The following is a 25,573-nucleotide window of genomic DNA, read 5'->3' on the forward strand; positions in this document are numbered from 1 at the left end:
TTTCGTCCGCATTAACTATAAACCCTTATCCTGACAGCGATAGCGGGTTATTACTCAACCCCTATATCCTATCGAGTTACTCAGATATTACTCACAATCTAGTCCTAGCACAGGAAAATAATTCTGTCAATAGGATGATTACTCAGTCAACAAGCACAACTTAATTAATCTGTCAAACACTCATACCTCCCCCCAACCAAACACCGATAGGGTAACTCTCTCGTGATACCCGTCAATGGCAAGCCTTCGGTTCGTAACGAACCATTGACTGCTATCACATCGTTCGTTTCCCCAATAGTGCTTGTTTCGGTTAGGGGGGGGATATGCTTCCAAGTCAACACGATAGCCGTAGATAGCCGTAGGGGGAACCCACTAGGTTATCAATGTACAACGATACCCCTATCAATGTACAAAGATATTAGGCTGCCTATCCGGTTATCTATGGGAGTCAGATTATTGGTGAAATATTGAGGAGCCTACTCACTACCAACAAAATGCGATCGCATAATCTGAACTATCATCTACCGGAACCAACCCGATACCCCTAAACAACTTTTCAACTGGTGACTTGTTTCGTTATCTCTCGCTGATACTTACATAATCCTAGGGAATTGATTCCCCATCGAAACCGATACCTACATACTGCTAGACAAGCCTCCAATTTATAGGGGTACTGGGTTCCGCACAGGATGATTACCCCTAATAGACGGGTTAAGGTTTTGGCTTAGGGTGTTTATTGTGGGTAAACTAGGGGGGTAAGCATATAAATAATTTTCGATACCGTATTTTCGGTACTGAAAACAGATAATATGAATGAACCCCTACAGTCAGAAACCATAGGGGGCCATTTAAGTTATTGGGGTAGGGGTTATCTGTTAGGGTTTAGCTGTTAGGTTGACTCCATGTATTAAGTAGGCAATTATAGGCCTCTGAGTTAATTAACTCAGGAAGTTGATTAAAACCGTCTAAGTTACTTTTAACCCATAACACTTCAGTTCGTTTCTTTTTTACGTCTTTCTTGTGACTAGCTGACATAACTGTATTTATTTCTATTTTTTGGGTGGCTGTTGCAGGTTCTATGGATTGCGGATAGTTCGATACTACATAACTGCCTGCTATGTTATCCAGAACGTGACAAAGCCTTTCCCAGTCTGCTATCGTGTAGCCACTATAGTGGCCTTGTGTACTACCGGGATAAGGAGGGTCACAATAGAATAGTGTATTAGGTGAATCCCACCTTTCAATACATCTGATTGCATCTTCACACGAAACATGGACAGATTGCAGCCTGTTTAAAATTTTATTGATATCTATTTTTTTATTCTTAAAGACTATCGCTTGATTGCAGCCTTGTTTTCCTGTACTCCAACCCGCGTTAAGACTTTTTGAGAAGCCTTGGCTGATATTGATATAGTACGCCCATGCCTTCTCGATACCAGGGTAGCCATCTGGCTGTTTACATATAGCTTTTGCTTTTATGTGGTCAGATTGACTATACAGCGTCGCGTTGATTTCTTTAGTGAACTCGTTGGGGTATTTTTGGGCAACACGATACATATTGATTAAAAGGTCGCTTGTATCATTCAAGCACTCTTTATAATCGTGTTGATTGGTTACGGTAGGTAATGGCTTTAAAAATAACAAAGTAGCTCCACCGGCAAAAGGTTCTACATATATTTTATGTGGTGGGAAATATTGCAATATTTTAGAGCCTATTCGTTGCTTTCCCCCGTAATAACTTAGTAAAGGTTTCATTGTTGTGATTTCATTAATTAATAATTGATGTTAGGGTTTTCTCCAACCATCATCATCAATATCATCTCTGTTAATTGGAAGAGGGGGTGATTGCTTTTTATCTTCTAACTGTTTTTTACAAACTGTTGATGGCATAAAATCATTAACATATCTAATCAAATAATTTAGGCTATTTTGGATACCGTCTAACCTATTCTCAATAAGTAAGTTTCCTGTATGCGTAATGAACGTACTGAGAATAATCGCGACAATAATTAACCCTAATTCAACTATTACCAAGTTCATTTATATTAATTTCCAAAAATGAAGTGTAAACCATTTAATCCTTTCTAGTGGAGAAAATGAAGCGTAAAAATTGCTGTACGGCGGTGATTCAATTATTTGATATTCATTAAGCCATACAGTTTCTCTTTTAACTAACATAGCTTGATTAACATCATTGTAACCATAAAACTTAAGCCACCCTGCCATTTTCCAGTACACGGGTACACTGTCAGCGTCAAATAATATCCTAACAAATTTACTGCCAGAAATGTCAGGCAATTTTTTAGTACCGTGTAGAGTACTATCATCTTCTATCCTGAAATTAAATTCATAAACTTTAAACCAATTACTTTCAGATATATCAAGTGCATTAGGCATTATCTGTTAATTTATTGTTGAGTGTTTAGCATATTTTCCAATTTGTCGATTTTTTCTGATAATTCCTGAATTGCCGCAATCACTAATGGTATCAGTTTATCATACATGATTGTTAAGTAATCTATTTTTTTGTCGTCAACTTCAGGACTATCTGTATGGTCATTTTTAACCACTTCAACTGCGTTAGGGTATATATTTTGTACTTCTTGAGCAATTAACCCAAATTGTTCTGTACTTGGATTAAAGCCATGAAATGCTGCAAGTTCATTATACTTAAACCACGTGACTGTCAATGCGTTAATTTCGCTTAACCCTAGAGTTGGTTTTGATAAAAGTGTTTTGAATTTAATATCAGAGCTACCTTTAACGTAGTCTCCATTATCGTTAATATAAGATACATTTGTGCCTCCTACTCTAAATCTAGTATGTACTCCAGATGATGAAAGAGTTGAGCTCTTTATAAAATATGTCTGTCCGTTATATAATTGTATTGAATATCTATTGTCAGGAGCACCTCGCCAATCGCTTTGATGAAAATTAATACCATGATATATAAATACTCTAGGATTATTATCTGCTTCTAATTGCATAGAATAATTCCCTTGATGAGAAAACGCCCAGCTATTTCCTCCAACTCTACTATTTAGTACTAAACTTGCCGAACCAGCAGTAGAGCCTATCCGGCGGATGTCAAACCCCCTCCAAACATTAAAATCAATAAGCATATTTCCATCAGGAAAACTTTCATTAGCTTCAAAAGTTACTGGATTATTTGTTATGTTAAATGTTTTAATTCCTGTTAAAGTTTGATTACCTGTAGTTCTAACTACAGTTGAATCTACATTAATTGTTCTATTAGCTGCTAAAGTTCCTCCTCCGGATAAACCATCACCTGCAGTTAATGTAATATTTGAATGTGTGTGCGTTGTGGGAGTCCTAGCGTCAGATAATCTACTATCATTACCTTGACAGGCTGTGTTTGCTGTAGTGCCATAAGCAACCGCCCATGTTGTGGCAGTACTCCCATTAAAATTATTTCCAGTTAATCCCGTACCATTTGTTAATGTATTAGGAGTATTGGCAGTTATTGTTATATTGGCACTACCATTAAACGAAGTCCCATTAATTGTTCTAGCAGTTTGAAGCGTGGTTGCAGTTGCTGCATTACCTGTAATATTAGAGCTTGTAAAAGCTAATTGTTGCCAGCTACTCCAGACTCCATTTACACGATTTCTTTGATAAATACCTTCTCCTCCAAAAGGTATCATTGTTTGAGAAATCCAAGAATCATTATGTCTTTGTACAGTACAAAAACACCATGAACCTCCCGGACTTTGATTTAAAAGAGAACTCCCTTGATAAAAACCTGTTGTTAACACATCATTCCAATCTCCTGTTACAGTTATTGAAAGATTTGGTAAAGCACCAATTTCTGCTAAACTCCAACTTACATTTCCACTACCATTAACAGACTTACCTGTGTTCCCTATTGTAAGTGTCCGTGCCGTACCCCAATTTGCTGTGGTGATGTTTGCTGTTCCGTTAAAACTTATTCCATTAATTGTTCTTGCTGTTTGAAGTGCTGTTGCTGTTCCGGCATTTCCACTTATTGACCCGGTAATTAATGAATTAAATGTTTTAACTCCTGTCCATGTCTGATTCCCAGTTGTAATTATCCCTGAATTAGTTGCACTAGCTGTAGGTAAAGTAACATTAGTTCCTGTTGATGATGTAACTACAGGACCTGCTGTTGTTCCTGCTGTTACTCCTAAATTAGTTGCTACATTTACTTGTGCGCCTGCCGCAATCCCATCCAGCTTGGTTTTATCTGCCCCCGTCATTAGACCCGCAAGCGCAGTCGTGGCACCAGGTAATACAGCATTAGTACCATCAGAACTGTTAACGGTTAACGTATTGCTTGTAGTGCTTGTAGAGAGGTTGGTGGATACGTTTGGGGCGGTGTTTCTAAACTCAGTTCCTACTAAAGTTAAGCCAGTTCCCGCAGAATAGGTTGTATTAGGAGGTGTTACCCAAACACCATCGCCGCGTAAATAGTTAGATGTACTGCCATTTGTATCAATGGCAGCAACATTACCTGAATTTGTTATTTGAGATAAGGTATGTGTATGGCTAGTTGGTGTTCTAGCATTTGATAATCTGACATCGTTACCTTCTGTAACAGTTCCAATAGTTGTTCCAAAATTTTTGTTAAATGCTGTACTTTTGGTAAAAGTAGGCTCTTTACCGTCTAATGTACTTTGAAGTCCTGTAACATTAGCAATAGTATGTGTATGTTCTGATGGAGTAAACGTAGACGGTTTGGACGTTATTTCAGTCCAGCTATGGGAATGAGTAGATGGGGGGAAAGTGCCAGGTTTATTAGTAATATTATTCCAAGTTAACTGAGTTAATTTGACTAAATTAGTATTGGAGTCAATAACTGCTTGTATCCGTTCATTAGTTAAATACAGATTAACTTCACCTTCTGGCAAGTCATCGGTTGATTGCCCAAACTTACTAGAGTAAATGTTGAAATTAGTCATAACTGCCTCTATATTGAGTAATCAAATAAATGGCTAATAACTTAATACTAGCCATTCATTTGATGATTACATATCGATATATTCGATAATTGTAACGCTGATACTAGCGCTAGATTCTGCTATCGCCTGTAACTCAGTTCTACCCCACGTTATTGAGATGGTATCACCTGGCTTAACCGAAAATGCAGCGTCTGACACGCTATCACCTGTAGGGTCAAATATTAGATGTACATTGGTATTTGACCGATTCTTTACAAACACCGTTCTACCGTTACTGGTAGCATTGATAGGCACAACTTCCGTGATAGTGTTAGCAGTCAAACTTATCGCTGTAGTTGTCGGTGTTCCCTGTATTTTACTGCTAATGTTTAGAGTGTCTAAATTGACAATAGAACTGTAAACTGAGAAACTCATAATAAACTCCTAAATCAAAGTAAAATTTACCAATTTATTGTTTGTTCTAACCCAACAATATTGGTTACGCTATCCTCAGTTATAGCATAGATAGAAGCTGTTGATTTTAGTTCATCATCCCACCCAGCGTTAGGAGGTAAATATAGGCATTGATAAGGTACACAGTTACTGATATCGCCGTGACAAAACCATACCCCTACAGAACCTACGTTTTGTAAGTGCAACCTATACCGATTAATATTTGAGGGTCTAACTAACGTGGGGGTATTGCCTATTGTCACCCCAAAATTTTCGGGTTGTGTCAATGTAGGGGTTTTAGGAACTGTATCGAGTTGATATTCAGCCATGCCAAAAATATTAATAGAATCATTGTTATGTAACTGAGTTAAACACCTAGCTTTAACTATTGAGTTGCTATCAATTGCTAAACCTTCGTTTTGATTAGTGATTAATTCAATTAACAGGTTTTCGGTGTGAATGCCTCCATAATATGGCAATTTGACAATCCCTAAATTTAACCCGTTTTCTGTTGCCATATTCCCATAAAATATTTGTAAATCTACCGCTCCCTGCAACACTTCCTGTTTTTTTTCCCACCGTTGGTAATAGCTATCTTCCGGGTAAATTTTGGGGATTTGTGATTGTGCAATACTGGGAGTGTAACATCTAGCGTTTAACGATGATATATAGCTGTAAATACCGATATCATATTTATATCTTTCTGTTATTAATGATTCTAAAATAGTCCCGTTAAATAACTCTATGGCGTTACTCCAGTTAGCAGCGTTTATATGAGCCGCGATATTTTTAACACCTCTCATGATTTCCCTTATTTAATGGATTTAGTAACATAATTATACTATCATATAATACTATTAAACTTAGTACAAAACGTTAATATGGTTAGAGACAGACGGACGATTAGAGACAAACCAAAGGTTAGACCTCGCTCGGGAGTTAGATATGACACAGCTCCCTTTAGATTAAACGATGACCCCGGTAAACTAGGAGACCCGTTTCGAGGTTGGACTGGAGACCCATACGGGAGGGAATTAGATACTCGAAACAAATTTATAAGTGATTCTAAATATGTAGCTCCTGAATACTGGGATGCAGATGAATATCACAAAAAAAGAGAAGCTGAAGAAAGGAAAAAAAGAGAGGATATTAAAAAAGAGGCAACTGTCAAGGAACCACCAAACAGAGATGAACCAAAGGGAGGAAAAAAACCTAGGGGAAAGGGTGGCGCTGGTAGAGGTTTTGGCGGTCCTAATAGCGGTGACGAGGTAGATGATGATAAAGGAAGGCGACCGCCAAAATTGGGGGACGAAATGCCAAACCCTCGTGATTATCCTGTTAAAAATAATGATAAATGGCATTTAATGATTTTTGCTCAAATAGTAAATAGTAGACTTCAGAGTGCAACATCTAGTATCAATAGCCATTGGTGGAGAAAGCAAGAAGCAACAACGTCAAATTTTAGACTTAATAAGATTGGATTAGATGTGTTTATAGAGTGGGAAGAATCATGGCATGATTCAGAGTACAATTACGAAAAGCCGATAATTGTACATAATCATTATGTTAATAACCGTCGTAGGTTATACCCGTTAAAACCTTACTATATGAATTCAGGTTGTGAAAGAGTTTCATTATATGGAAGTGGCTTTAATAGGTTTTATAACTCTGAATATAACGCTTCATGTAATGGTCCAAATAGGCTTATGATTAGTCCATTATTTGGGTCTATCTTTTACCGTTTAACTCCAGCCACAACCTGGACAGACGTAACAACTGTTTGGACTAAAGACCCGGAAGCAATGTTAGAATATATACATTTATGGGAAGTTCCATATATTGATAGAGGTCATCAATCATACTACGAATATGAGTCTGACGTATTGTGGGGCGCCTATCGAGGTAGGTGGTATGAAAATACATACTGGTATCCAGTATTTCCTACGAGTACTAGATTAAACTACACCTCCTTAGACGGTACACGAATTTGGGAGAACACCCGTAATTATAGCTATAAACTATGGATTTTTTCTGAAGATAAAGATTATTTGCCGCCAGAAAACGTTCGTCTTCGTCAAATCACAATACCAGACATGAATGAAGAATGCTGTGGAATGATTAGAAGGATTTACGAGTTCCTAGACCCTGAATCCTTTCCGGCTGAAATGCCTGAAAAAATCACGGTTAATGCTGATAATCCAGAGAACAGAATTAAACGAATAAACACATTACCAGAATGGTTAATGTATCGATTTGACATCGATGACGAAAGATGGGGTGAATTTGAAGTTAAAGTAGAGATTGATGATGTCAATCTAATGACAAAAGCAGAAGAAAAAGCCGAAATAAAATTACCTAACTTAGCTGAATCAATTGCTGAAATATTCGGGATGGTAATGGAAATTGCCATCTCCCATCAAGTGACACAAAACGCTGTTTTAACCTGTTTACATGAAGCAGGTTTGGCTCACGCGGCAGCCTTTAAAGCTGGTAGGGAAGTCTCGGAAATATTAGACTATTTAGGATTTGAAACCGAGGAAAAATACGAGAAACTAAAAACAGCGTTTACTCCAGAGGCTGATAATTTTGAGGAACTACTAGAACCTAACGAAAGTAAAGTTAAAATCACTAATCAAAAGAACGCGAAAGAAACACTACAGACAGCCTTAAATCAAATAAAGGAGATATTCTCAATAGTTAGAGCGCAAGGTACTTTACAAGTTAATGGTAATGACCCATCAAAAGACATATTAGCCGATTTAACGCGGTTATATGATTCAATGAAAAAACAGGATGAGATTAGAGAACAGGAAACCAATAAAGTCAAAGAATTGCTCAAAAAAGACTTTCCTGATATCAAGATAGAAACCGAGTTAATAGACGGCGATAATCCACTAAGAGGGACTTTGTAATGGTTGCCAGAAGTGCAAGAATGCTAAGGAGTACTCGTAGCTTGTCTAGCCGTCAAACCCGTAGCAGTATAGGTAGGAATGGCGTTAGACAAGTTAATTTAGCTCAGAGAACATCTACTCAAGAGATGGGTTGGTTTGGCAAGCTATGGGCAAAAATAACTGGTAAAGTTGTTGAATGGGGCAAAAGTTTTGGAGGTTGGTTATGGGAAGGAATTACTAAGTTTTTATCTAACTTTAGTTTTGAGAAAGTAGCACGATTTATCACGTCTAATTGGGATAGTTTCTGGAATTTCAACTGGAATATATCAGATGAACAGATAGACAAAAATATGATGAATATTGCTAATCAATTTATTAGTACTACCGCCGGTTTTTTGGGTAATATGGCAGGTAAATTAGTTTGTGGAGTATTGCCTACCATTGGTATTGCATTTATCAACAAAGCCGCTGCTATGCACATTGCCTTAAGCAAGGGACCTGAAATGCTTATGGAAGTATCTACAGCTTTCGGTGCATACGTTAAACAGTCATTTAACATGGCTATGAAAGCTATAGCATGGCAACTGTTTAAACATGGTAGACGGGTTGTTAAAATGTTTTTAGATAAAAGTCCTTCAACACTTGCAACGGCTATCGTTTCGATGGTTCCCGGTGGTAAAGGAACGATTGAAAAGTGGGGTGACGAAAAAGGTGAAGAATGGAGTTTTGGGAAACAGAAAAGGGACGCTAGGGAGAAATTACCAGAAAAATATGACGGAAATATTAACACTATATGGAACCAAGACAGTTCCGAGGAATTCTGGGATGAATTCTCAGATAACTGTAAAGAAGCAATTATTTTAGTTGCTCAAGGATTAGATGAATATATTGCCTTGCAACGCATTGAGGAAAATAGACAGCAACAGTTAGTTAACGCGGTTGTAGAAAATGGTGGAGAGCGATTTAGACTAGTATCATCATTAAGAAACCTTCAAGAAAATGTAACCAACGCATTAGCTCAAACTGAGATATTAGGTAATCGTGATATAGGTCAATTTGTAGGGTCGGGTGATATCTCTGAAGTTCCGAATAGCAGTAATTTAAAAATTCAGTTAACCTTCATTTTGTACAATTACGAAAAACCTCCATATTGGACTAAGGAAAGACGGTCAAAACTACAAAAAACTCAAATAGAACTCCCATCAGTAGAAAGACACGAAATAACCTGGGATAAATTACAAAGGATATTTACTCAACCTAGTAAATCAGCGTTCACAAAAGGCAATATCAAAGTAACCTGCAATATGCGAAATGGTAGGAAATTTTCATTTTTTGTGAATGAAAGCTCTAAATCTGCCGCTGAAAGAATTTGTAAGGAGTTAGTACAATTAACAAATTCCTCAATTGTTTATCCTTTACTATTTGAGGAAAGGAAAGGTTTTGGCGGTAGGGAAAATGCGAAAAGAATCAAAGAGAGCAAAATGTATATCAGTGAAGTGAAAATACTTAACTGGGAATTAATTGATAAATTTGAACAAGCCAAAATCGATATGGGAGAGAATAGTGTTTTGGCAATGTACAAAGACCCTAGGAAGTCTAAAGTAAAAATTCCTTTACATTTTGAGAAGAAACCTAAGTGGGTAGATGACGCAATCAGAACAGCTACTAGAACGTCGTTAGAAATGAAAACTGGGAGTCAGCCACCAACTACAGCTTAATGTAGTTTTCATTGAATAGATGCTACATATATGTAGCTTCTGATATATCAAATAGTTAACAGACAAATTCAGTTAATGATGCTAGGCTCTATGTATTAACTGATTAAAGGTGATGATTATGGCTAGTCCAGTAACTCTTAACGGTGCCACTCTCGAACACCAATTGCTAGAAGTTATCGAGCAAGTTCAACGTATACAACTAAGCGCAACTAGAAACCCTAATGGGGCAACATTAGTTACAGCTTATACCCGCAACATGGCGACTGGAGCTGTGGCGGTATCCCTAACAATCCCTACTGATGATGTTTTGGATGCTACTGATGGCTCTATCGATGTAGAAGCTATTGCTGTTTTTGTTGACTAGGGTTCATTGACTAGGTAGACAACAATAGTGTTAATGTCTACCTATCTAAGGTTTTGTTTGATAATTAATGAGGTTAAATTATGCCATTAAATGATGCTTACAATAAATATAAAGACAATTTTGTCGCTAAACTAGGACAACCAAAGGGAACCTGTCTTGGGAGGTCTCTAAACGTTGAGGCTCCAGTAGACAAGACATCAAAGTATGTTATCCCAATGCCTATGTTGCTGCTTCATACGTTATCCTCTAACAGTCAAGGCTTAGAACCAACAGAGGTTAGAGATTTAACTGTTTGGAAACCCGCCCCTAGAGGTAATACTGGAACGTCTAACGCTAATAGGCGGAAAGTCCCCGCTGGCTTAGGTTATAACACCGGTAAAAAAACAGGATTTTACCGTGTCTTTGTGGAAGGTCCCGCTCGTCCAACAAATCCAGGGATATGGCGGGAATATACTACAACAGGAGCTAATTCCGGTACTAAAAAGTTGCGGTTTATTACTTTAAAAGTTCCTAACATTTTCTCGATTAACTGCTTACTATATGTTTTTGCGCATTATTGGACTATGAAACCAATATCACTCAGGACGCATCATAAATGGTATCAAATACCTGATAAAAATGATTATCCGTTAGACGGTTTAGGAGAACTAACCACAGGTAGAACTGAAGCAGCTAACCAGAAACAAGGCGATATCCCTGCGAATTATCCGAAGGGATGGAATTACGTCTAAAGCGATAATTGATTACTTGTTACTAAGTATATACCCGTTAACTCACAAAATAGGATTAACGGGTTTTTTGTATTTGTTATTATTTGTACATTCTATATATACTTAATGTGATATTTGATTATTTTATAAATAAGTGTAAATTGTATAATTTATGTTTATTAAAAATAAACTAATCAAATAAGATGATTTTAATTAAATACAGTGATTTAAAACTCAATAACTCAATCGTATTTTTTAAAAATGATTTTGTCAATGAGTTTTAAATCACTGACATGAATTCAAAAGAGCAAGGTAACTATACAGTTACAAAATCAATTGAAGGTAACGTAACTGTAGAAAATGTAACTAATGTTAATACTAATAAAGTATTGACTCCTACAGAATACATTGAGACGTTGAGTCGGTTTAAACAATTTACTAAGTTTCTGGAATTGGTTAATACTTACCTTCCTTACCCCAAAACTTCATTAATTCAATCATTGACCAACAAACTCCAAACGTCGGAGATTATCAACTCAAATACCTTTTATCTGACATATTCAGAGATTGCCACACTTAAACGAGTCACCAACGCAATCCTGACGCTATTAAAAGCAGGTGGAGTAAAGCTGCCTCGTAAGGTTACGGGAGCCATACAGGATGATATTAATGCACTAGAAGACCATCTATTGGGCTCTGAGAGTGATTTAGAGGATGAAGATAATGAAGTCAACCCATTTTCTAGTTGGTTAGATTAATCCCACACCAAAAACAAAACCGCTTATGTGTAAATTTTTGAGGGACTCTATTTTAAAAGCACATAAGCGGTAGCCACTAAGCATTAGGAAATTATAGCATGATACCACGTCATTGGTCCGAGGTTAGGCTTAACCTACGAAACATCACGTTAACCCCCTTGATGTATATCGGTCATTCCCTATATATCAAAGTTCCAATTTTAGGCGTAAGGGGGTTTATGTGGCAATCAACTTTAGTTAAGTTTGATAAGGATTTTATTGCTTATTTTATAGGCGAAATTCTTAAAAAATTAATCCCATTACATCCTGAAAAACTTGAGGAAATTTGTACAGAAGCCCTAGAGTTCTACAGGGATGAATGGAATATATATCAAGCCGAAAACGGCGGGGATAGAGAACCTGATAATCCTAATACATCTTTCGGAGTGTACCCAAAAAATGAAAAATAAATACAATGCCAGAGGAAAAAAAATAGACGGCTATTATTTTCCAAGTGTATTTGATTGTCGGGTTTATCACCTTCTACAAAAATACGATAAATCAATTAATTGTGCATCCTAAACTAACGTTAATTGAAAACAAAAAACCTTGGAAAAATATCACCTGGATTCCAGATTTTTATAGTCCGTTCTTTAATCGTTACATCGAAGTTAAGGGAGTATTAACTGATTCATTTAAGCTAAAAATGCAGTTATTGCAGTACCTTAATCCTGGCTTAGTCAATCAGTGTTGGTTTGTTATAAGGGGGACATCCTACCGATGGCAAGGCATCTCATTTATCAATATCGACGAGTTTCAGGAGATTTTAAACAACTTAGAAATTCCAAGGGCAAACAATGAATAAACTACAGGGTTATTTTCCATTGACGGTGAGTTAATAAACACCACCTATAACCCACACCTATTTGAGTCAGAAACCACTCAAATAGCCTACCGGATACTAACCCCTATAAAGGAACATAAAACCCAGGAAATCCTTGATTTAGCTTATTCCTATATGGGTTGTTATAGCCCTAGGGGGGACTACAGAGGTCACGCTACAGCAAGGTTGACAAATGAAGGCAGCCTACGAGTATCAATTGTTGGTAACCCTCAATTTTGGGAGGTATGCAAAAAAATTTCAAACGTCATAATCAATCATCAAAGGATAATTAATCATGAGTATCGGATATTACGGCAAAAAACAGGACGATAAATTTAGTTATTGCAGTGCAGTTAAGCCCGGTGAAACGGCAACCTTTCTAATTGTTGATTATGCATAATTCCGAATTAAGTCACCTCATTTATGGATATTCGGGAAAGGTGTATCAGGGGATTTTTCTAACTTCAATGATAGGGATTGGAGTTATTCCCAAGGTGATAAAGAATTAATTGCTGTACGGTTTTATATTGAAAAATACGAGACTGAATATAACGGCAAAAAACGAGAATACACCCCTACATCTCCAGAACTCGCATTGCTTAAAATAGTCGAAAGTGACTCAATGCTTACAGACGGTTCTGTGATGTTTACAGCAACAATAAATCTAAGTCAATCATCAGTCAGACCTTCTGACAGGATATTAGAGGGAAATATCGGAGACGATAATTTAAACTCTGATATTTCTAATATCTTAGAAATTGAATGTATTAATCCATTCAATCAATCTTTCGCTACTTACTCAATCGGAGATATTGACGCTTTCATTGAATCCAAAACTAAAAATAAAGCAGGATTTAATGGAAAGGCAAAATACAAAACCTTCGAGGAAAGGTTAACAGAAGGGGCTAAGGTTTTGGATTGTGACCCTAGCTTTGAGAGTCTTTATAACAAGGTTAAACAACTTGATTCTAATGTATTAATTGCATTAATTGAATTACTGCGATTAATGTAGTCACAAATAAATCCCCCCTAAATATTTAGGGGGGAATAACTACCATACCATGTCAACAAGTCAAGAGCGATAGGAGTGTACCATGTCCGACGACTATATCGATTATAGGCTAATCAGAAGCCAAATGTCATCTGAACTAGAAGAAATAATCACAGAAGGCAACCTGGGTGAGCAATTAGAGTCTGTTTTACGGGCTGTCTGTGTTCTACCATATCCTGATATTCAGTTTCCAATTATCGCCTCGTTTATAGCGTCTCCAGTAACGTTAATGTCTACCGCTGGTATCCTGTTCCTTTGGGGGTCTAGCGGTACTGGAAAGTCACAGGTAGCTACCGTAGCATCTGAACTATACAAGACAACCTCGGTGCTTGCTAATAGCACTTTCGCTTCACTGAGAAACAAGATACAACATGAACGATTTTATGACCCCCTTCAATGTGAATTTGAGAAAAATTTTATATTGGTATGGGAAGATATCACCCCTAGCTTATTAATTGAAAATGAGAATATGTTATCGCTTTTCAAGGTGTTAAACCGCAAAAATAGCCGAATAACCATCAGTAGTCAGACACCGGGAACTAACATGATTTTTAATGCTTTCGCTTTAAAGGTGATTAATTCAATACATCCATTGTGGACATTGTGGGAGTTAAACGAACTCAAAAGACGGATGTTTCCTATATGGTTTAAAAAACGAGAGACTATGACATCAGAGGAATATAGGGGGAATAGTTACGAGTTAAGTGATTTAAACGATGTAGAGGATATTACGCTTGATAAATTATCATCTCAATTAGAAATTTTCTGGAGAAATATCGATAACTGCAATCAATACAGCAAGGTCAAAAAACAACTACAGAAACACAAAAAAGATATCATTAACGCTAGGTTATCAAGTGAAATTATTGTCACTCATTCATTGATTTATCAATTATCTATCAATGAATCAATTAAACGCTTCAATGATTACTGGGATTTTGTTAATGAAAAAATCTTGACTATATCATCAGGTACTGAACAATTTTTAGACAGTTTTATCACTCAAAGTATTGAGGCAAAAATGAAACAAAACAATCAGGCAATTAACGCGGGATGTCCTGAGTTAACCGAGGTTGTAACTGATATCGACCCGAAAGCGTTAAAAGAAGCCATTGAGAGAGCTAAAACAGATGGATATCTTGATAGTCGCGTTAATGTTTCAGAGTTGACTAATCTAATGAAAAGCAGGGGCTATTCAATGATTAATCAAAACGGTAAAAACGTTTGGAAACAAATTATTTAAGGAGGGAATTAAAATGACTCAAAATAACATTGACGCTATTACTCAAACAAGGTTTAAAACGTTTAAACAAATGGTAGACACCACGATTTACAATGCTACCAAACAAGACGCTAAGGATACTTTGATAACAATAATGAATGATTGTCAAACCGAGTATTCCCTGGCAGTCGCAAAGGAACAATTACTCCTAAAACAACTTAATTACATTAAACATTTGCTGACTAAAATTGAGTAACAAACCCGTCCGAAATGACGTTAAACTATCACAACTTAACCACTATCAAAGGATAAATCCATGTCAATCAAATCAAGTACGCCCGGATTAAACGTAGTAGAATATAGCTACATGAGCAATCGATTAAACCCTAATGTTGTGGGATTGCTCGACTTAGTAGAACTTGCCAAAACTCCCAAAAAATTTAATGAGATTGAGGAATTTATTGCAATCCACGAACATTTTTTGTCGGCGGAAATGGAACTTTTAAAAGGTATCGAAAGGCTACTTAAAGCAAAGATTCAGAATCATTACGAAATCGAAAATGGAGACTATGGGGAAGATTATGACGAGTTTTAATTCCAGATAACAATCAATAGGAGATAGAAAAATGGATGAGTTTAAACAAGAAAAAATGATGGTTATTGCAGAAATGGCTAGGGAGATTTACATTCAAATGATGTCACGAGATATCCCCTACGCTAACCAGGATACTAGGGTGACATTAGCCGAAATAGCTCATAACGCCGCTGTTGATTTTATGACGGTACACGAAAAATGGGTAGAATCTCAGTATCCAATTATCTCTCAACCTCAACCAGGCATTATTGCCTCTGATTTCAACATTAACGGCTATAACAGCGATATCCTACTGGGAGGTGATTTTCATGCCTAAGCTACTCCCGGTAGTCACACTAACAGGGTCTTACAAAGGGTTTCTGGTAGGTCATGGTAATATCTGTATTGAAGTAGGTTCTTTAGAATGGTTTAAATATCTGGAAACCAATAAATCTTTTGCTTTAGAGGTTAACGGAAAGCGATTTACAGCGTGCAAAAAACTCTCAATCAATGGTTTTACCTACTGGAACCTCAAAGGGTGGGATGGTAGCGTCAATCATCACATCTACGTTGGAAAATCTGACCAAGTTACTGTAGACAAGTTAATAGATGTAGCTAACGCTATGATTACTAAGTGCAGTAAACCCTAAACCCTAAGCCCTAACAGCTAACAGCTAACTCAATAACTTAAATGGCCCCCTATGGTTTCTGACTGTAGGGGGTGCTTGCATATTTTTTGTTTCCAGGCCTGGTTTTCCAGGCCTGGAAATCATTTATATGAATGCTTGCCTCTAATTTACCCACAATAAACACCCTAAGCCAAAACCTTAACCCGTCTATTAGGGGTAATCATCCCGTGCGGAACTCAGTACCCCTATAAATTGGAGACTTGTCTAGCGGTATGTAGGTATCGGTTTCGATGGGGAGTCAATTCCCTAGGATTATGTGGATAACCGTTGTCGCTGGTAAAGCAATTCTCTAGGATTATGTAGGTATCAGCGAGAGATAACGAAACAAGTCACCAGTTGAAAAGTTGTTTAGGGGTATCGGGTTGGTTCCGGTAGATGATAGTTCAGATTATGCGATCGCATTTTGTTGGTAGCGAGTAGGCTCCTCAATATTTCACTAATAATCTGACTCCCATAGATAACCGGATAGGCAGCCTAATATCTTTGTACATTGATAGGGGTATCGTTGTACATTGATAACCTAGTGGGTTCCCCCTACGGCTATCTACGGCTATCGTGTTGGCTTTGAAACATACCCTCCCCCTAACCGAAACAAACACTCTTAGGGGTGCGACCGATGTGATAGCAGTCAATGGTTCGTAACGAACCGATAGGCTTGCCATTGACGGGTATCACAAGGGAGTTACCCTATCGGTGTTTGGTTGGGGGGAGATAGTAGGCATTTGACAGATTGATTAAGTTGTGCTTGTTGACTGAGTAATCAACCTATTGACAGAATTATTTTCCTGTGCTAGGACTAGATTGTGAGTAACATTTGAGTAACTAGGCATAGTTATCGGGTTGAGTAATAACCCGCTATCGCTGTCAGGATAAGGGTTTAAAGTTAATGCGGACGAAAGGACTTGAACCTTCACGTCGCGAGGACACTAGAACCTAAATCTAGCGCGTCTACCAATTCCGCCACGTCCGCTTATTTGCCAGAATTGATTATAACACAGATGAGCGATAAAAAAAAGGGGTTAGGGGAAATTAATTTTTGACAGGTGGCTGGGGTGGGTGGAGGAGGCGGAAACCGGTAAAAAAGGATTAAAATAGTGATGACCCCTCAGTAGCGGACAAGGGGTTTGATGGTTTGACACCCTGGATAACTGCTTATGTTTAACCAACTGATGCGCCTGATGGGTCGATTTCGTCGATGGTTGACCCAAGTTTGGGATAAGTTTATGGAGTGGGTGGACCCCCCGCCACCGCCGGGGTCAAACCCTCCCCGACTCCCAGACGATGAATATGAATGGTTATTTCGACAATTGCTGACTAAGGTGGGTCAGGGTTGGAAAGGAGACCAGGTGAGGCGTTGGCTGCGTCGCAATGAATACCGGGTGACGAAAAGCCGATGGGAGGAATGGTCTCCCCGGTTTCACCCTAACCCTAAAGATGCGGAAATCTCCCGGCAGTTGTTATTATTAGCGCAGTTGGATGGTGACTATATTTCCCAAATAGCGGCTAATTTGTTAGGAGAAACACGGCCAAAACCTCCCCCCAGAGAAACTAATACCCCTAACTCTCTCCCGGCTGATGCTGAGTCATGGTTTAACGATGGATGCCAACGATTATTGGTAAATAGGGATTGGCGCGGTGCGATATTCTCTTTGGAAAAAGCGATCGAATTTAAACCCGATTACCATGAAGCTTGGTTGGTCCGAGGGAGTGCGCTGGGTAATTTAGGAGAGTATGAAAAAGCCATATCCTCCTGCGACCAAGCCATAAAATTTAAACCCGATTACCATGAAGCTTGGGCTAACCGAGGGGTAGCGCTGTCTTATTTAGGAGAGTATGAAAAAGCCATATCCTCCTGCGACCAAGCCATAAAATTTAAACCCGATTTACATGAAGCTTGGTTGGTCCGAGGGAGTGCGCTGGGTAATTTAGGAGAGTATGAAAAAGCCATATCCTCCTACGACCAAGCCATAAAATTTAAACCCGATTTACATGAAGCTTGGAATAACCGAGGGAATGCGCTGGCTAATTTAGGAGAGTATGAAAAAGCCATATCCTCCTGCGACCAAGCCATAAAATTTAAACCCGATTACCATGAAGCTTGGTTAGTCCGAGGGGTAGCGCTGTCTTATTTAGGAGAGTATGAAAAAGCCATATCCTCCTACGACCAAGCCATAAAATTTAAACCCGATTTACATGAAGCTTGGAATAACCGAGGGAATGCGCTGGCTAATTTAGGAGAGTATGAAAAAGCCATATCCTCCTACGACCAAGCCATAAAATTTAAACCCGATTACCATGAAGCTTGGTATAACCGAGGGTTGGCGCTGGGTAATTTAGGAGAGTATGAAAAAGCCATATCCTCCTACGACCAAGCCATAAAATTTAAACCCGATTACCATGAAGCTTGGTTTAACCGAGGGTTGGCGCTGTATGATTTAGGAGAGTATGAAAAAGCCATATCCTCCTACGACCAAGCCATAAAATTTAAACCCGATTACCATGAAGCTTGGTTTGTCCGAGGGGTGGCGCTGTCTTATTTAGGAGAGCATGAAAAAGCCATATCCTCCTACGACCAAGCCATAAAAATTAAACCCGATTTACATGAAGCTTGGTCTAACCGAGGGAGTGCGCTGTCTCATTTAGGAGAGTATGAAAAAGCCATATCCTCCTACGACCAAGCCATCAAATTTAAACCCGATGACCATGAAGCTTGGTTTAACCGAGGGTTGGCGCTGTCTTATTTAGGAGAGTATGAAAAAGCCATATCCTCCTACGACCAAGCCATAAAATTTAAACCGGATTACCATGAAGCTTGGTCTAACCGAGGGGGGGCGCTGTCTGATTTAGGAGAGTATGAAAAAGCCATATCCTCCTACGACCAAGCCATAAAATTTAAACCCGATGACCATCAAGCTTGGTCTAACCGAGGGGTGGCGCTGTCTTATTTAGGAGAGTATGAAAAAGCCATATCCTCCTACGACCAAGCCATAAAATTTAAACCCGATTTCCATGAAGCTTGGTCTAACCGAGGGTTGGCGCTGTCTTATTTAGGAGAGTATGAAAAAGCCATATCCTCCTACGACCAAGCCATAAAATTTAAACCCGATTACCATGAAGCTTGGTCTAACCGAGGGGGGGCGCTGTCTCATTTAGGAGAGTATGAAAAAGCCATATCCTCCTACGACCAAGCCATAAAATTTAAACCCGATTTCCATCAAGCTTGGTCTAACCGAGGGAATGCGGCTGCACAATCACGCCGTAATACTGATTTTATTGTGCCTGATATCAACTCACCGAGACTCTCAGAAATTCTGCAAAATCCGAGTTTAGAATTACGGGATTATCCAGGAGAAATTGCTAGTTATCAACAGGGTTTAAAACATTGCCCCAAATCCACCCACCCCACCCCCTGGGGATATTTACATCACCGTATCGGTCAAGGGCGTTATCGGCGAGGTCAATTCGCCACAGCTTCTCACCGCATAACTGATGAATTTGGTCAGCCGCAAACAGCCAGATACTATTATCAACAGGCTGTAGAAAGTTATCAGGAAGCCTTGACCGTTATCACCCCTGATGCTGACCGGGAGTTATATTTAACCATTGTCCTTGATTTAATTTCGGCTTTGTTGAAATTAGGAGAATACCAGTCAGCCAGACAATGGCATCAACAGGGTTTTGCCACTTTACAAACCTGGCTGAATCAAATTTATCATCGACACCATTCCCAACCCGAGAAGGTTAGCCTATCTCCCCCTGTCAACCCAGATGATGATGAAACCCCCCAACTGGTGCCGGGGAATTTCCGGGAATCTCAGTCTATCCCCCAGGTGAAACGGCTGAGGGCAAAATTTACTCTATTCTATCGTTTTGCCTTTGACTTTGCCAGCCAAGACCAAAACTGGCATCAAGCCTTGGAAACCGCAGAATTAGAAAAGAATATCCATTTAACTTGGCTGTTATCCACGGCTTCTCAACCCGTTGAGATTAGCCCCAATGTGGCACAAATTCAAACCTTGGTTAACGGGGAAACCGCCCTGATTTATTGGTATTATGGCAATCATTCTTTGATTACCTTTATCCTCACCCGCGACGACCTGACCGCTATCCCTTTATCTGCTGCGGCACAGGAAACACTGGAAACTTTAATCACCCATTGGAATCGGGATTATCAGAATTATAGTCTCAAGAAAACCTCAGATAGTCAGAGTTGGCAGCAACGGTTAAAAACCCATATAGACTCGATGCACACCCTGTTAAATATCCCGGAAATTACCGCTAAATTACCCCCGGAGATTAGCCACTTAATTTTAATTCCCCATCGAGACTTGCACCGTTTCCCTTTGGAAGCCTTATTTCCCCATGATTTGATTATCACTCGTTTACCCAGCGCCGCCTTTGGTTATGGTCATTCTTCCTCGCCGCCAATGAATCCTAACTCAGGAGTTTCTGTGCTGACTGTGGCTTACCCGGACAGTATCGGCGCGAAAAATTTGCCTTTTACGGCAGCGGAAGTGACTGCTATTGAGCAAATTTTGACGGGTTATAATAGCCGCTACCAAACCATCACGGATAAACAAGCCACTGAGGAAACTGTGATATCAGCTTTAACAGAAAATCACCAGATTTTCCACTTTAGCGGTCATGGGGATTACTACCACAAAAAGCCGAGTTTGTCAAGTCTTTTGCTATCGGGTTCAGAGCGTTTAACGGGAGAAAAAATAGCGAGTTTATCCCTGACTTCTTATGGTCTGGTGTATCTAAATGCTTGCGAAACGGGTTTAACTAATATCGAAGCCATTGAGAAGGAATATGTGGGGTTAGCCAGTGCCTTTCTGCGGGGGGGAGTGTCTCAGGTGGTTTCCAGTTTATGGCTGGTTAATGATGAGTCGGCGGCGGTGTTGGCGATTAAGTTTTATCAGGAATACCTAGGGGGTGAAACGGCGGCGGTGGCTTTGCATAAGGCGAAAAATTGGTTACGGTTTGAGGCGACCTGGGGGGAAATTGCCAAGGTTTATCAATGCTGTTTATCACATCCTTCCTTGGCTGATAATAATCGGGGGATTTTATCCAAGGCTTTAGGACGCATTGAAAGACAAGAAAACTCGGAAGTTATGCCGTTTTCTGATGTTTATTATTGGTCGAGTTTGGTGATTTCGGGTTATTGAGGGAAGGGGGAATAACGGGATAGTCGCCTAGGTAGAAACTGACGGGAATTGTTACCCCAAACACCGGATAAATTGACGGCTCCAATTAATTATCAAATGGGTCTATACAATTCACGGCTACTGTGCTACAATAGTTGGGCATAAACTAAGTGCTAAATCACTGTCCAAGTCCCCTGTTTCTTTAACCTGGTGTCGGACTGTCACCAATTAATTAGCTATGACTCCTAACGATAAAGTAATTATAACCGCGTTTATTCATGCCTTAGCCCGTTTTAACCGAAAGTTGCCAATAAATGTGTATAATCAATTGGCGATGATTTCTGATGTGGCTAATCATACGAAACAATTAGAGTCGGTGGCGATGAATTATACAGACTTAGCGATATTATATAAGCAGGAGTGCGATCGCCTTTTGTCTGAGGGAAGCGATCGTAAAAAAGGCTATCTCCCCAGCTTTGATAGTGATGATTATAACACAGAATTAAGCAATCTGGCGGAACAAATTTGTCATTCTCCCGACCCGGTAACAGCGTCAAAAAATGCGCTCAATCCTTCTGTGGGCGGCAAAATACAAGGGTTTTTTAGCCAACTATTTAAGTCGTCTCCATCTCTGTAATTTAACTGAATGTACCCCCTGAAAGAAATCACGCTGCAACTGTTTCTGTATGACTTACGGGAAGGGTTAGGACAAACCTCAGAAAGCATAGATTTTAATCGCTATTATTTTTGGCGACGGTTTCATCATGACCTGGAAAAACCCTATAGTAAATTAACGGCCGAAAATCTCGACAAACTGGAAAAATACGCTACGAAAGAAAACCCAGAAATCGATATTGTTTCCTTAGATTATCAGGAGGGGGAACAGCCTTTAATGGGGATAGAATATGTTTTAGCAGCCTCTCAATTGGGGGATAGCTATAGCTTAATCATTGATGCTTATGATAGCGAATATCAGAAAACATCTTTAAAGCAACTGAAAACATATATTCAGGAAAGAATTATTAACAGTCCCTCAAGCCTCGGTCAAACTTGGCTATTGTGGGGTCAACTGGATCGTAAATATTCCCCAGAGAAAGTTAATGAAATTGCCGAAAAGAGTTATAAAGAAATCGCCAATAATCAATTGAGTTTCCCAGCCAATCAACTTTTGGGGGGGTATTTATTTGAAATATCTCAGTTTGTTTCGGTGAAGAATTGGGAAAATTTACTGATACTGATTGATAATGAAAAACCGGAAGACCTGCGAAATTATCCCCGGTTAAATGATGAACATAAGTCACTGCTGAAAAAGGACATTCAAAACAGTTTAGGAGAATGCCATTATTTAATTTGGCTATTACCAGCAGAGTGCGACTTAACGGCAATTCAAGAGGAAATTAAGCAAATACAGACCCATTTTCATCGTCTGTTATCCTATCGCCATAAGATTATTTGGGCCTATAGCCAAAGTCGGATTCTGAAACGCCGATTAAAAAAGAATTATCAAACCATTCAAAAATCGGTCTTAACCATTCGCCAACAGCGGAAACAACCGGAAGATTTACAAGAGGCTTTAGAAGAAACCTTAGAAATCTTAGGAAATTATGCGATCGATTTAAGTCAACTGCATTCCCAGTTAAGGACAATTACGATTAATTTAGCCAACTATCGACAAAGGTTAAAAGAATTTGCGAAGGTAGACCCGAATTGTGAGTTAACTACGTTGGCTGAGTTTAGTAAATTGGCGGCGACCAAGTATGAAAGACAGGTAAAAACGGACTATGAGAGTTTAAGTCCGGGGATGATTTTATTAGAAAATCTGATTAAGACGATTGAGGGAATTGTGGAAATTAATCAAGCGAAAAGAGAGGATAGGCTAGAAAGAGCGATCGCTGCTGCTAGTATAGGAGTGGGTACAGCGTCGGCGGCGGCTTCATCAATCGCGAATTATTCGGAGGGTATATTAACGGAAATTGCCTCGTTTGTCCTGTTACGGAATAAGACGGAAGCGCCAACGATTCATCCGGTATCAACGGCGAGTTTGACGTTTGTTATTAGTTGTGTAATTGGGTTAATTTTGGGGTGGTTAACCTGGTGGCGGTTAAATTCAAGACCTGGGTAGGTTGGGTGAAACCCAACATCACTGAGAGATGTTGTTGTTGGGTTCCCATACTCCACCCAACCTACTAAATAGGCTCGGCGCCGGAAATGCGATCGCCCTACTCACTTTCGAGGAATTCGACCTGGGTAGCTGGGTAGGTTGGGTGAAACCCAACATCACTGAGAGATGTTGTTGTTGGGTTCCCATACTCCACCCAACCTACTAAATAGGCTCGGCGCCGGAAATGCGATCGCCCTACTCACTTTCGAGGAATTCGACCTGGGTAGGTTGGGTGAAACCCAACATCACTGAGAGATGTTGTTGTTGGGTTCCCATACTCCACCCAACCTACTAAATAGGCTCGGCGCCGGAAATGCGATCGCCCTACTCACTTTCGAGGAATTCGACCTGGGTAGGTTGGGTGAAACCCAACATCACTGAGAGATGTTGTTGTTGGGTTCCCATACTCCACCCAACCTACTAAATAGGCTCGGCGCCGGAAATGCGATCGCCCTACTCACTTTCGAGGAATTCGACCTGGGTAGGTTGGGTGAAACCCAACATCACTGAGAGATGTTGTTGTTGGGTTCCCATACTCCACCCAACCTACTAAATAGGCTCGGCGCCGGAAATGCGATCGCCCTACTCACTTTCGAGGAATTCGACCTGGGTAGCTGGGTAGGTTGGGTGAAACCCAACATCACTGAGAGATGTTGTTGTTGGGTTCCCATACTCCACCCAACCTACTAAATAGGCTCGGCGCCGGAAATGCGATCGCCCTACTCACTTTCGAGGAATTCGACCTGGGTAGGTTGGGTGAAACCCAACATCACTGAGAGATGTTGTTGTTGGGTTCCCATACTCCACCCAACCTACTAAATAGGCTCGGCGCCGGAAATGCGATCGCCCTACTCACTTTCGAGGAATTCGACCTGGGTAGGTTGGGTGAAACCCAACATCACTGAGAGATGTTGTTGTTGGGTTCCCATACTCCACCCAACCTACTAAATAGGCTCGGCGCCGGAAATGCGATCGCCCTACTCACTTTCGAGGAATTCGACCTGGGTAGCTGGGTAGGTTGGGTGAAACCCAACATCACTGAGAGATGTTGTTGTTGGGTTCCCATACTCCACCCAACCTACTAAATAGCAACAGCGAGAGGAGTTTATTGCTCAGATTGAACAGATGGAGCCACAAGAAGTGGTCTACCTCGATGAAGCCGGCATGAATAGTCAGGACTCGGATTACCCTTATGGTTACTTATGCTTACTGCGAGGAAGGACAACGCTTCCATGCCCTCAAATCAGGGAAGAGGCAGGGCAGGGTGAGCTATATGGCCGCATGGTGTCATCAACAACTCTTAGCCCCCGATCGCTTTGAGGGTTGTTGTAATCGGACAGTGTTTGAGTTGTGGTTGGAGTTCATCTTAATTCCAACACTGAAGCCAGGTCAGACTCTAGTGCTAGACAATGCAACGTTTCATCAAGGGGGACGGATTCCTGAGCTAGTGGAGGCGGCTCAATGCCGTTTGCTCTATCTACCACCTTATTCGCCAGACCTCAACAAGATAGAGAAATATTGGTCGTGGTTGAAAGCCCGCATTCGCCATTGCACGTGAGCAGTTTGATTCTCTCGATGATGCCATGGATTCCGTTCTCCCAGCTGCGTCCTAACCACCTTGACTAATGCTATAATATCAGACAATAGTGCGAGACGTTCAGGCATGAAATAGGGTTGAAATACCTGAAATAACCGCCTGGTGGGGACTTCAACCCCTTGGTTGAATATAAGGAACACACTCCTGACCATCCCCATAACTGTTTATATGTCCCAACGTTTGATATAGAAATATACCAAACAAGGCAGGGAACCCAAGGTCAAAACGAACTAAACTATACAAATTCCTTATAAGAAGACTATAAATAGATAAGTATAACTTAGGAAGTCAGGGTAACGGCGATAGCCACCCCCAGTCTTGGGAATCATAACCCCAGGATTGAAGCGGGGAACGGAAGGCGTGAAGTAGAACCTACTACCAGAAAGCGACCACTGCCAACCATCCATGATTAGGGAAACCGAATGTCCGGCTTGAACCATCGTCAATATTAAGTAGC

22 protein-coding genes, 1 tRNA gene and 2 pseudogenes are annotated in these 25,573 nt (G+C 39.8%); 17 read left to right on the forward strand and 8 right to left on the reverse strand.

Annotated elements, in window-relative coordinates; genetic code table 11:
• Positions 1 to 882: 882 nt before the first annotated feature.
• From N39L_RS18240 to N39L_RS18265, 6 genes are all read right to left on the reverse strand, one after another.
• The gene (locus N39L_RS18240; protein ID WP_014275969.1) at positions 883 to 1,755 is read right to left on the reverse strand and encodes a DNA adenine methylase; all 873 of its coding nucleotides are present in this window, start codon (positions 1,753 to 1,755) and stop codon (positions 883 to 885) included.
• 30 nt (positions 1,756 to 1,785) lie between these two features.
• On the reverse strand, positions 1,786 to 2,040 hold the full coding sequence (locus N39L_RS18245) for a hypothetical protein (RefSeq protein ID WP_014275319.1): 255 nt from the start codon (positions 2,038 to 2,040) through the stop codon (positions 1,786 to 1,788).
• Positions 2,041 to 2,397: a hypothetical protein gene (locus N39L_RS18250; protein ID WP_014275970.1), complete on the reverse strand. Its 357-nt coding sequence runs from the start codon at positions 2,395 to 2,397 to the stop codon at positions 2,041 to 2,043. It abuts the gene before it with no gap.
• 11 nt (positions 2,398 to 2,408) lie between these two features.
• Complete coding sequence (locus N39L_RS18255) at positions 2,409 to 4,940, reverse strand: tail fiber domain-containing protein (RefSeq protein WP_014275971.1); 2,532 nt, start codon at positions 4,938 to 4,940, stop codon at positions 2,409 to 2,411.
• Positions 4,941 to 5,006: 66 nt separating this feature from the next.
• On the reverse strand, positions 5,007 to 5,354 hold the full coding sequence (locus N39L_RS18260) for a hypothetical protein (protein ID WP_014275972.1): 348 nt from the start codon (positions 5,352 to 5,354) through the stop codon (positions 5,007 to 5,009).
• 26 nt (positions 5,355 to 5,380) lie between these two features.
• Complete coding sequence (locus N39L_RS18265; protein ID WP_014275973.1) at positions 5,381 to 6,175, reverse strand: hypothetical protein; 795 nt, start codon at positions 6,173 to 6,175, stop codon at positions 5,381 to 5,383.
• 78 nt (positions 6,176 to 6,253) lie between these two features.
• Between N39L_RS18265 and N39L_RS18270 the strand changes: the two genes are divergently transcribed.
• From N39L_RS18270 to N39L_RS18330, 13 genes and pseudogenes are all read left to right on the forward strand, one after another.
• A complete protein-coding gene (locus N39L_RS18270; protein ID WP_014275974.1) occupies positions 6,254 to 8,284 on the forward strand; it encodes a hypothetical protein in 2,031 nt (676 codons plus the stop codon).
• Between the two features lie 41 nt (positions 8,285 to 8,325).
• Positions 8,326 to 9,981, forward strand: a complete 1,656-nt coding sequence (locus tag N39L_RS18275; protein WP_014275975.1) for a hypothetical protein — start codon at positions 8,326 to 8,328, stop codon at positions 9,979 to 9,981.
• Positions 9,982 to 10,099: 118 nt separating this feature from the next.
• Entirely contained in the window at positions 10,100 to 10,345 is a 246-nt protein-coding gene (locus tag N39L_RS18280) for a hypothetical protein (RefSeq protein ID WP_035736356.1), read from the forward strand.
• A gap of 80 nt (positions 10,346 to 10,425) precedes the next feature.
• Complete coding sequence (locus N39L_RS18285) at positions 10,426 to 11,076, forward strand: hypothetical protein (RefSeq protein ID WP_014275977.1); 651 nt, start codon at positions 10,426 to 10,428, stop codon at positions 11,074 to 11,076.
• Between the two features lie 272 nt (positions 11,077 to 11,348).
• Positions 11,349 to 11,813, forward strand: a complete 465-nt coding sequence (locus N39L_RS18290; protein WP_014275978.1) for a hypothetical protein — start codon at positions 11,349 to 11,351, stop codon at positions 11,811 to 11,813.
• 98 nt (positions 11,814 to 11,911) lie between these two features.
• Positions 11,912 to 12,262, forward strand: coding sequence for a hypothetical protein (locus tag N39L_RS18295; RefSeq protein ID WP_014275979.1), 351 nt, complete (start codon positions 11,912 to 11,914; stop codon positions 12,260 to 12,262).
• A pseudogene (locus N39L_RS18300) lies at positions 12,252 to 12,657 on the forward strand (DUF1064 domain-containing protein). The gene N39L_RS18295 and the pseudogene N39L_RS18300 overlap by 11 nt, the downstream one beginning before the upstream one ends.
• A 640-nt stretch (positions 12,658 to 13,297) precedes the next feature.
• Positions 13,298 to 13,687, forward strand: coding sequence for a hypothetical protein (locus tag N39L_RS18305; RefSeq protein ID WP_231851946.1), 390 nt, complete (start codon positions 13,298 to 13,300; stop codon positions 13,685 to 13,687).
• A gap of 82 nt (positions 13,688 to 13,769) precedes the next feature.
• Positions 13,770 to 14,969: a hypothetical protein gene (locus N39L_RS18310; RefSeq protein WP_014275980.1), complete on the forward strand. Its 1,200-nt coding sequence runs from the start codon at positions 13,770 to 13,772 to the stop codon at positions 14,967 to 14,969.
• Positions 14,970 to 14,982: 13 nt separating this feature from the next.
• A complete protein-coding gene (locus N39L_RS18315) occupies positions 14,983 to 15,204 on the forward strand; it encodes a hypothetical protein (protein ID WP_006616005.1) in 222 nt (73 codons plus the stop codon).
• A gap of 60 nt (positions 15,205 to 15,264) precedes the next feature.
• The gene (locus N39L_RS18320) at positions 15,265 to 15,543 is read left to right on the forward strand and encodes a hypothetical protein (protein WP_231851947.1); all 279 of its coding nucleotides are present in this window, start codon (positions 15,265 to 15,267) and stop codon (positions 15,541 to 15,543) included.
• A 31-nt stretch (positions 15,544 to 15,574) separates the two neighbouring features.
• Positions 15,575 to 15,859, forward strand: a complete 285-nt coding sequence (locus N39L_RS18325) for a hypothetical protein (RefSeq protein ID WP_014274907.1) — start codon at positions 15,575 to 15,577, stop codon at positions 15,857 to 15,859.
• Positions 15,852 to 16,172 carry a hypothetical protein gene (locus N39L_RS18330; protein WP_014274906.1) on the forward strand — a complete coding sequence of 107 codons (321 nt, stop codon included), beginning with the start codon at positions 15,852 to 15,854 and terminating at the stop codon, positions 16,170 to 16,172. The genes N39L_RS18325 and N39L_RS18330 overlap by 8 nt, the downstream gene beginning before the upstream one ends.
• A 773-nt stretch (positions 16,173 to 16,945) precedes the next feature.
• Here N39L_RS18330 and N39L_RS18335 read toward each other — a convergent pair.
• A complete protein-coding gene (locus N39L_RS18335) occupies positions 16,946 to 17,125 on the reverse strand; it encodes a hypothetical protein (protein ID WP_081471196.1) in 180 nt (59 codons plus the stop codon).
• Positions 17,099 to 17,181, reverse strand: a tRNA-Leu gene (locus N39L_RS18340). Before N39L_RS18340 ends, N39L_RS18335 begins: the two co-directional genes overlap by 27 nt.
• Positions 17,182 to 17,365: 184 nt before the next feature.
• Between N39L_RS18340 and N39L_RS18345 the strand changes: the two genes are divergently transcribed.
• The 4 genes and pseudogenes from N39L_RS18345 to N39L_RS18360 form a co-directional block, all read left to right on the forward strand.
• Positions 17,366 to 21,379: a CHAT domain-containing protein gene (locus N39L_RS18345; protein WP_014275981.1), complete on the forward strand. Its 4,014-nt coding sequence runs from the start codon at positions 17,366 to 17,368 to the stop codon at positions 21,377 to 21,379.
• 217 nt (positions 21,380 to 21,596) lie between these two features.
• Positions 21,597 to 21,995: a hypothetical protein gene (locus N39L_RS18350; RefSeq protein WP_006616742.1), complete on the forward strand. Its 399-nt coding sequence runs from the start codon at positions 21,597 to 21,599 to the stop codon at positions 21,993 to 21,995.
• A 9-nt stretch (positions 21,996 to 22,004) separates the two neighbouring features.
• Positions 22,005 to 23,480, forward strand: coding sequence for a hypothetical protein (locus tag N39L_RS18355; RefSeq protein WP_014275982.1), 1,476 nt, complete (start codon positions 22,005 to 22,007; stop codon positions 23,478 to 23,480).
• A gap of 1,128 nt (positions 23,481 to 24,608) precedes the next feature.
• A pseudogene (locus tag N39L_RS18360) lies at positions 24,609 to 25,132 on the forward strand (IS630 family transposase); the annotation flags it as partial.
• Between the last annotated feature and the right edge of the window lie 441 nt (positions 25,133 to 25,573).

Origin of the sequence: Limnospira platensis NIES-39 (assembly GCF_026000695.1) — a bacterium.
GTDB classification, from domain to species: Bacteria; Cyanobacteriota; Cyanobacteriia; order Cyanobacteriales; family Microcoleaceae; genus Limnospira; species Limnospira platensis.

What these genes read in the sequence shown, in the direction of transcription:
- N39L_RS18295 (WP_014275979.1), top strand. Translation starts at nt 11,912, where the DNA reads ATGATACCACGTCATTGGTCCGAGGTTAGGCTTAACCTACGAAACATC.
- N39L_RS18320 (WP_231851947.1), top strand. Translation starts at nt 15,265, where the DNA reads ATGTCAATCAAATCAAGTACGCCCGGATTAAACGTAGTAGAATATAGC.
- N39L_RS18280 (WP_035736356.1), top strand. Translation starts at nt 10,100, where the DNA reads ATGGCTAGTCCAGTAACTCTTAACGGTGCCACTCTCGAACACCAATTG.
- N39L_RS18310 (WP_014275980.1), top strand. Translation starts at nt 13,770, where the DNA reads ATGTCCGACGACTATATCGATTATAGGCTAATCAGAAGCCAAATGTCA.
- N39L_RS18270 (WP_014275974.1), top strand. Translation starts at nt 6,254, where the DNA reads ATGGTTAGAGACAGACGGACGATTAGAGACAAACCAAAGGTTAGACCT.
- N39L_RS18245 (WP_014275319.1), bottom strand. Translation starts at nt 2,040, where the DNA reads ATGAACTTGGTAATAGTTGAATTAGGGTTAATTATTGTCGCGATTATT.
- N39L_RS18345 (WP_014275981.1), top strand. Translation starts at nt 17,366, where the DNA reads ATGTTTAACCAACTGATGCGCCTGATGGGTCGATTTCGTCGATGGTTG.
- N39L_RS18350 (WP_006616742.1), top strand. Translation starts at nt 21,597, where the DNA reads ATGACTCCTAACGATAAAGTAATTATAACCGCGTTTATTCATGCCTTA.
- N39L_RS18250 (WP_014275970.1), bottom strand. Translation starts at nt 2,397, where the DNA reads ATGCCTAATGCACTTGATATATCTGAAAGTAATTGGTTTAAAGTTTAT.
- N39L_RS18315 (WP_006616005.1), top strand. Translation starts at nt 14,983, where the DNA reads ATGACTCAAAATAACATTGACGCTATTACTCAAACAAGGTTTAAAACG.
- N39L_RS18260 (WP_014275972.1), bottom strand. Translation starts at nt 5,354, where the DNA reads ATGAGTTTCTCAGTTTACAGTTCTATTGTCAATTTAGACACTCTAAAC.
- N39L_RS18305 (WP_231851946.1), top strand. Translation starts at nt 13,298, where the DNA reads ATGCTTACAGACGGTTCTGTGATGTTTACAGCAACAATAAATCTAAGT.
- N39L_RS18330 (WP_014274906.1), top strand. Translation starts at nt 15,852, where the DNA reads ATGCCTAAGCTACTCCCGGTAGTCACACTAACAGGGTCTTACAAAGGG.
- N39L_RS18285 (WP_014275977.1), top strand. Translation starts at nt 10,426, where the DNA reads ATGCCATTAAATGATGCTTACAATAAATATAAAGACAATTTTGTCGCT.
- N39L_RS18265 (WP_014275973.1), bottom strand. Translation starts at nt 6,175, where the DNA reads ATGAGAGGTGTTAAAAATATCGCGGCTCATATAAACGCTGCTAACTGG.
- N39L_RS18290 (WP_014275978.1), top strand. Translation starts at nt 11,349, where the DNA reads ATGAATTCAAAAGAGCAAGGTAACTATACAGTTACAAAATCAATTGAA.
- N39L_RS18355 (WP_014275982.1), top strand. Translation starts at nt 22,005, where the DNA reads ATGTACCCCCTGAAAGAAATCACGCTGCAACTGTTTCTGTATGACTTA.
- N39L_RS18325 (WP_014274907.1), top strand. Translation starts at nt 15,575, where the DNA reads ATGGATGAGTTTAAACAAGAAAAAATGATGGTTATTGCAGAAATGGCT.
- N39L_RS18240 (WP_014275969.1), bottom strand. Translation starts at nt 1,755, where the DNA reads ATGAAACCTTTACTAAGTTATTACGGGGGAAAGCAACGAATAGGCTCT.
- N39L_RS18255 (WP_014275971.1), bottom strand. Translation starts at nt 4,940, where the DNA reads ATGACTAATTTCAACATTTACTCTAGTAAGTTTGGGCAATCAACCGAT.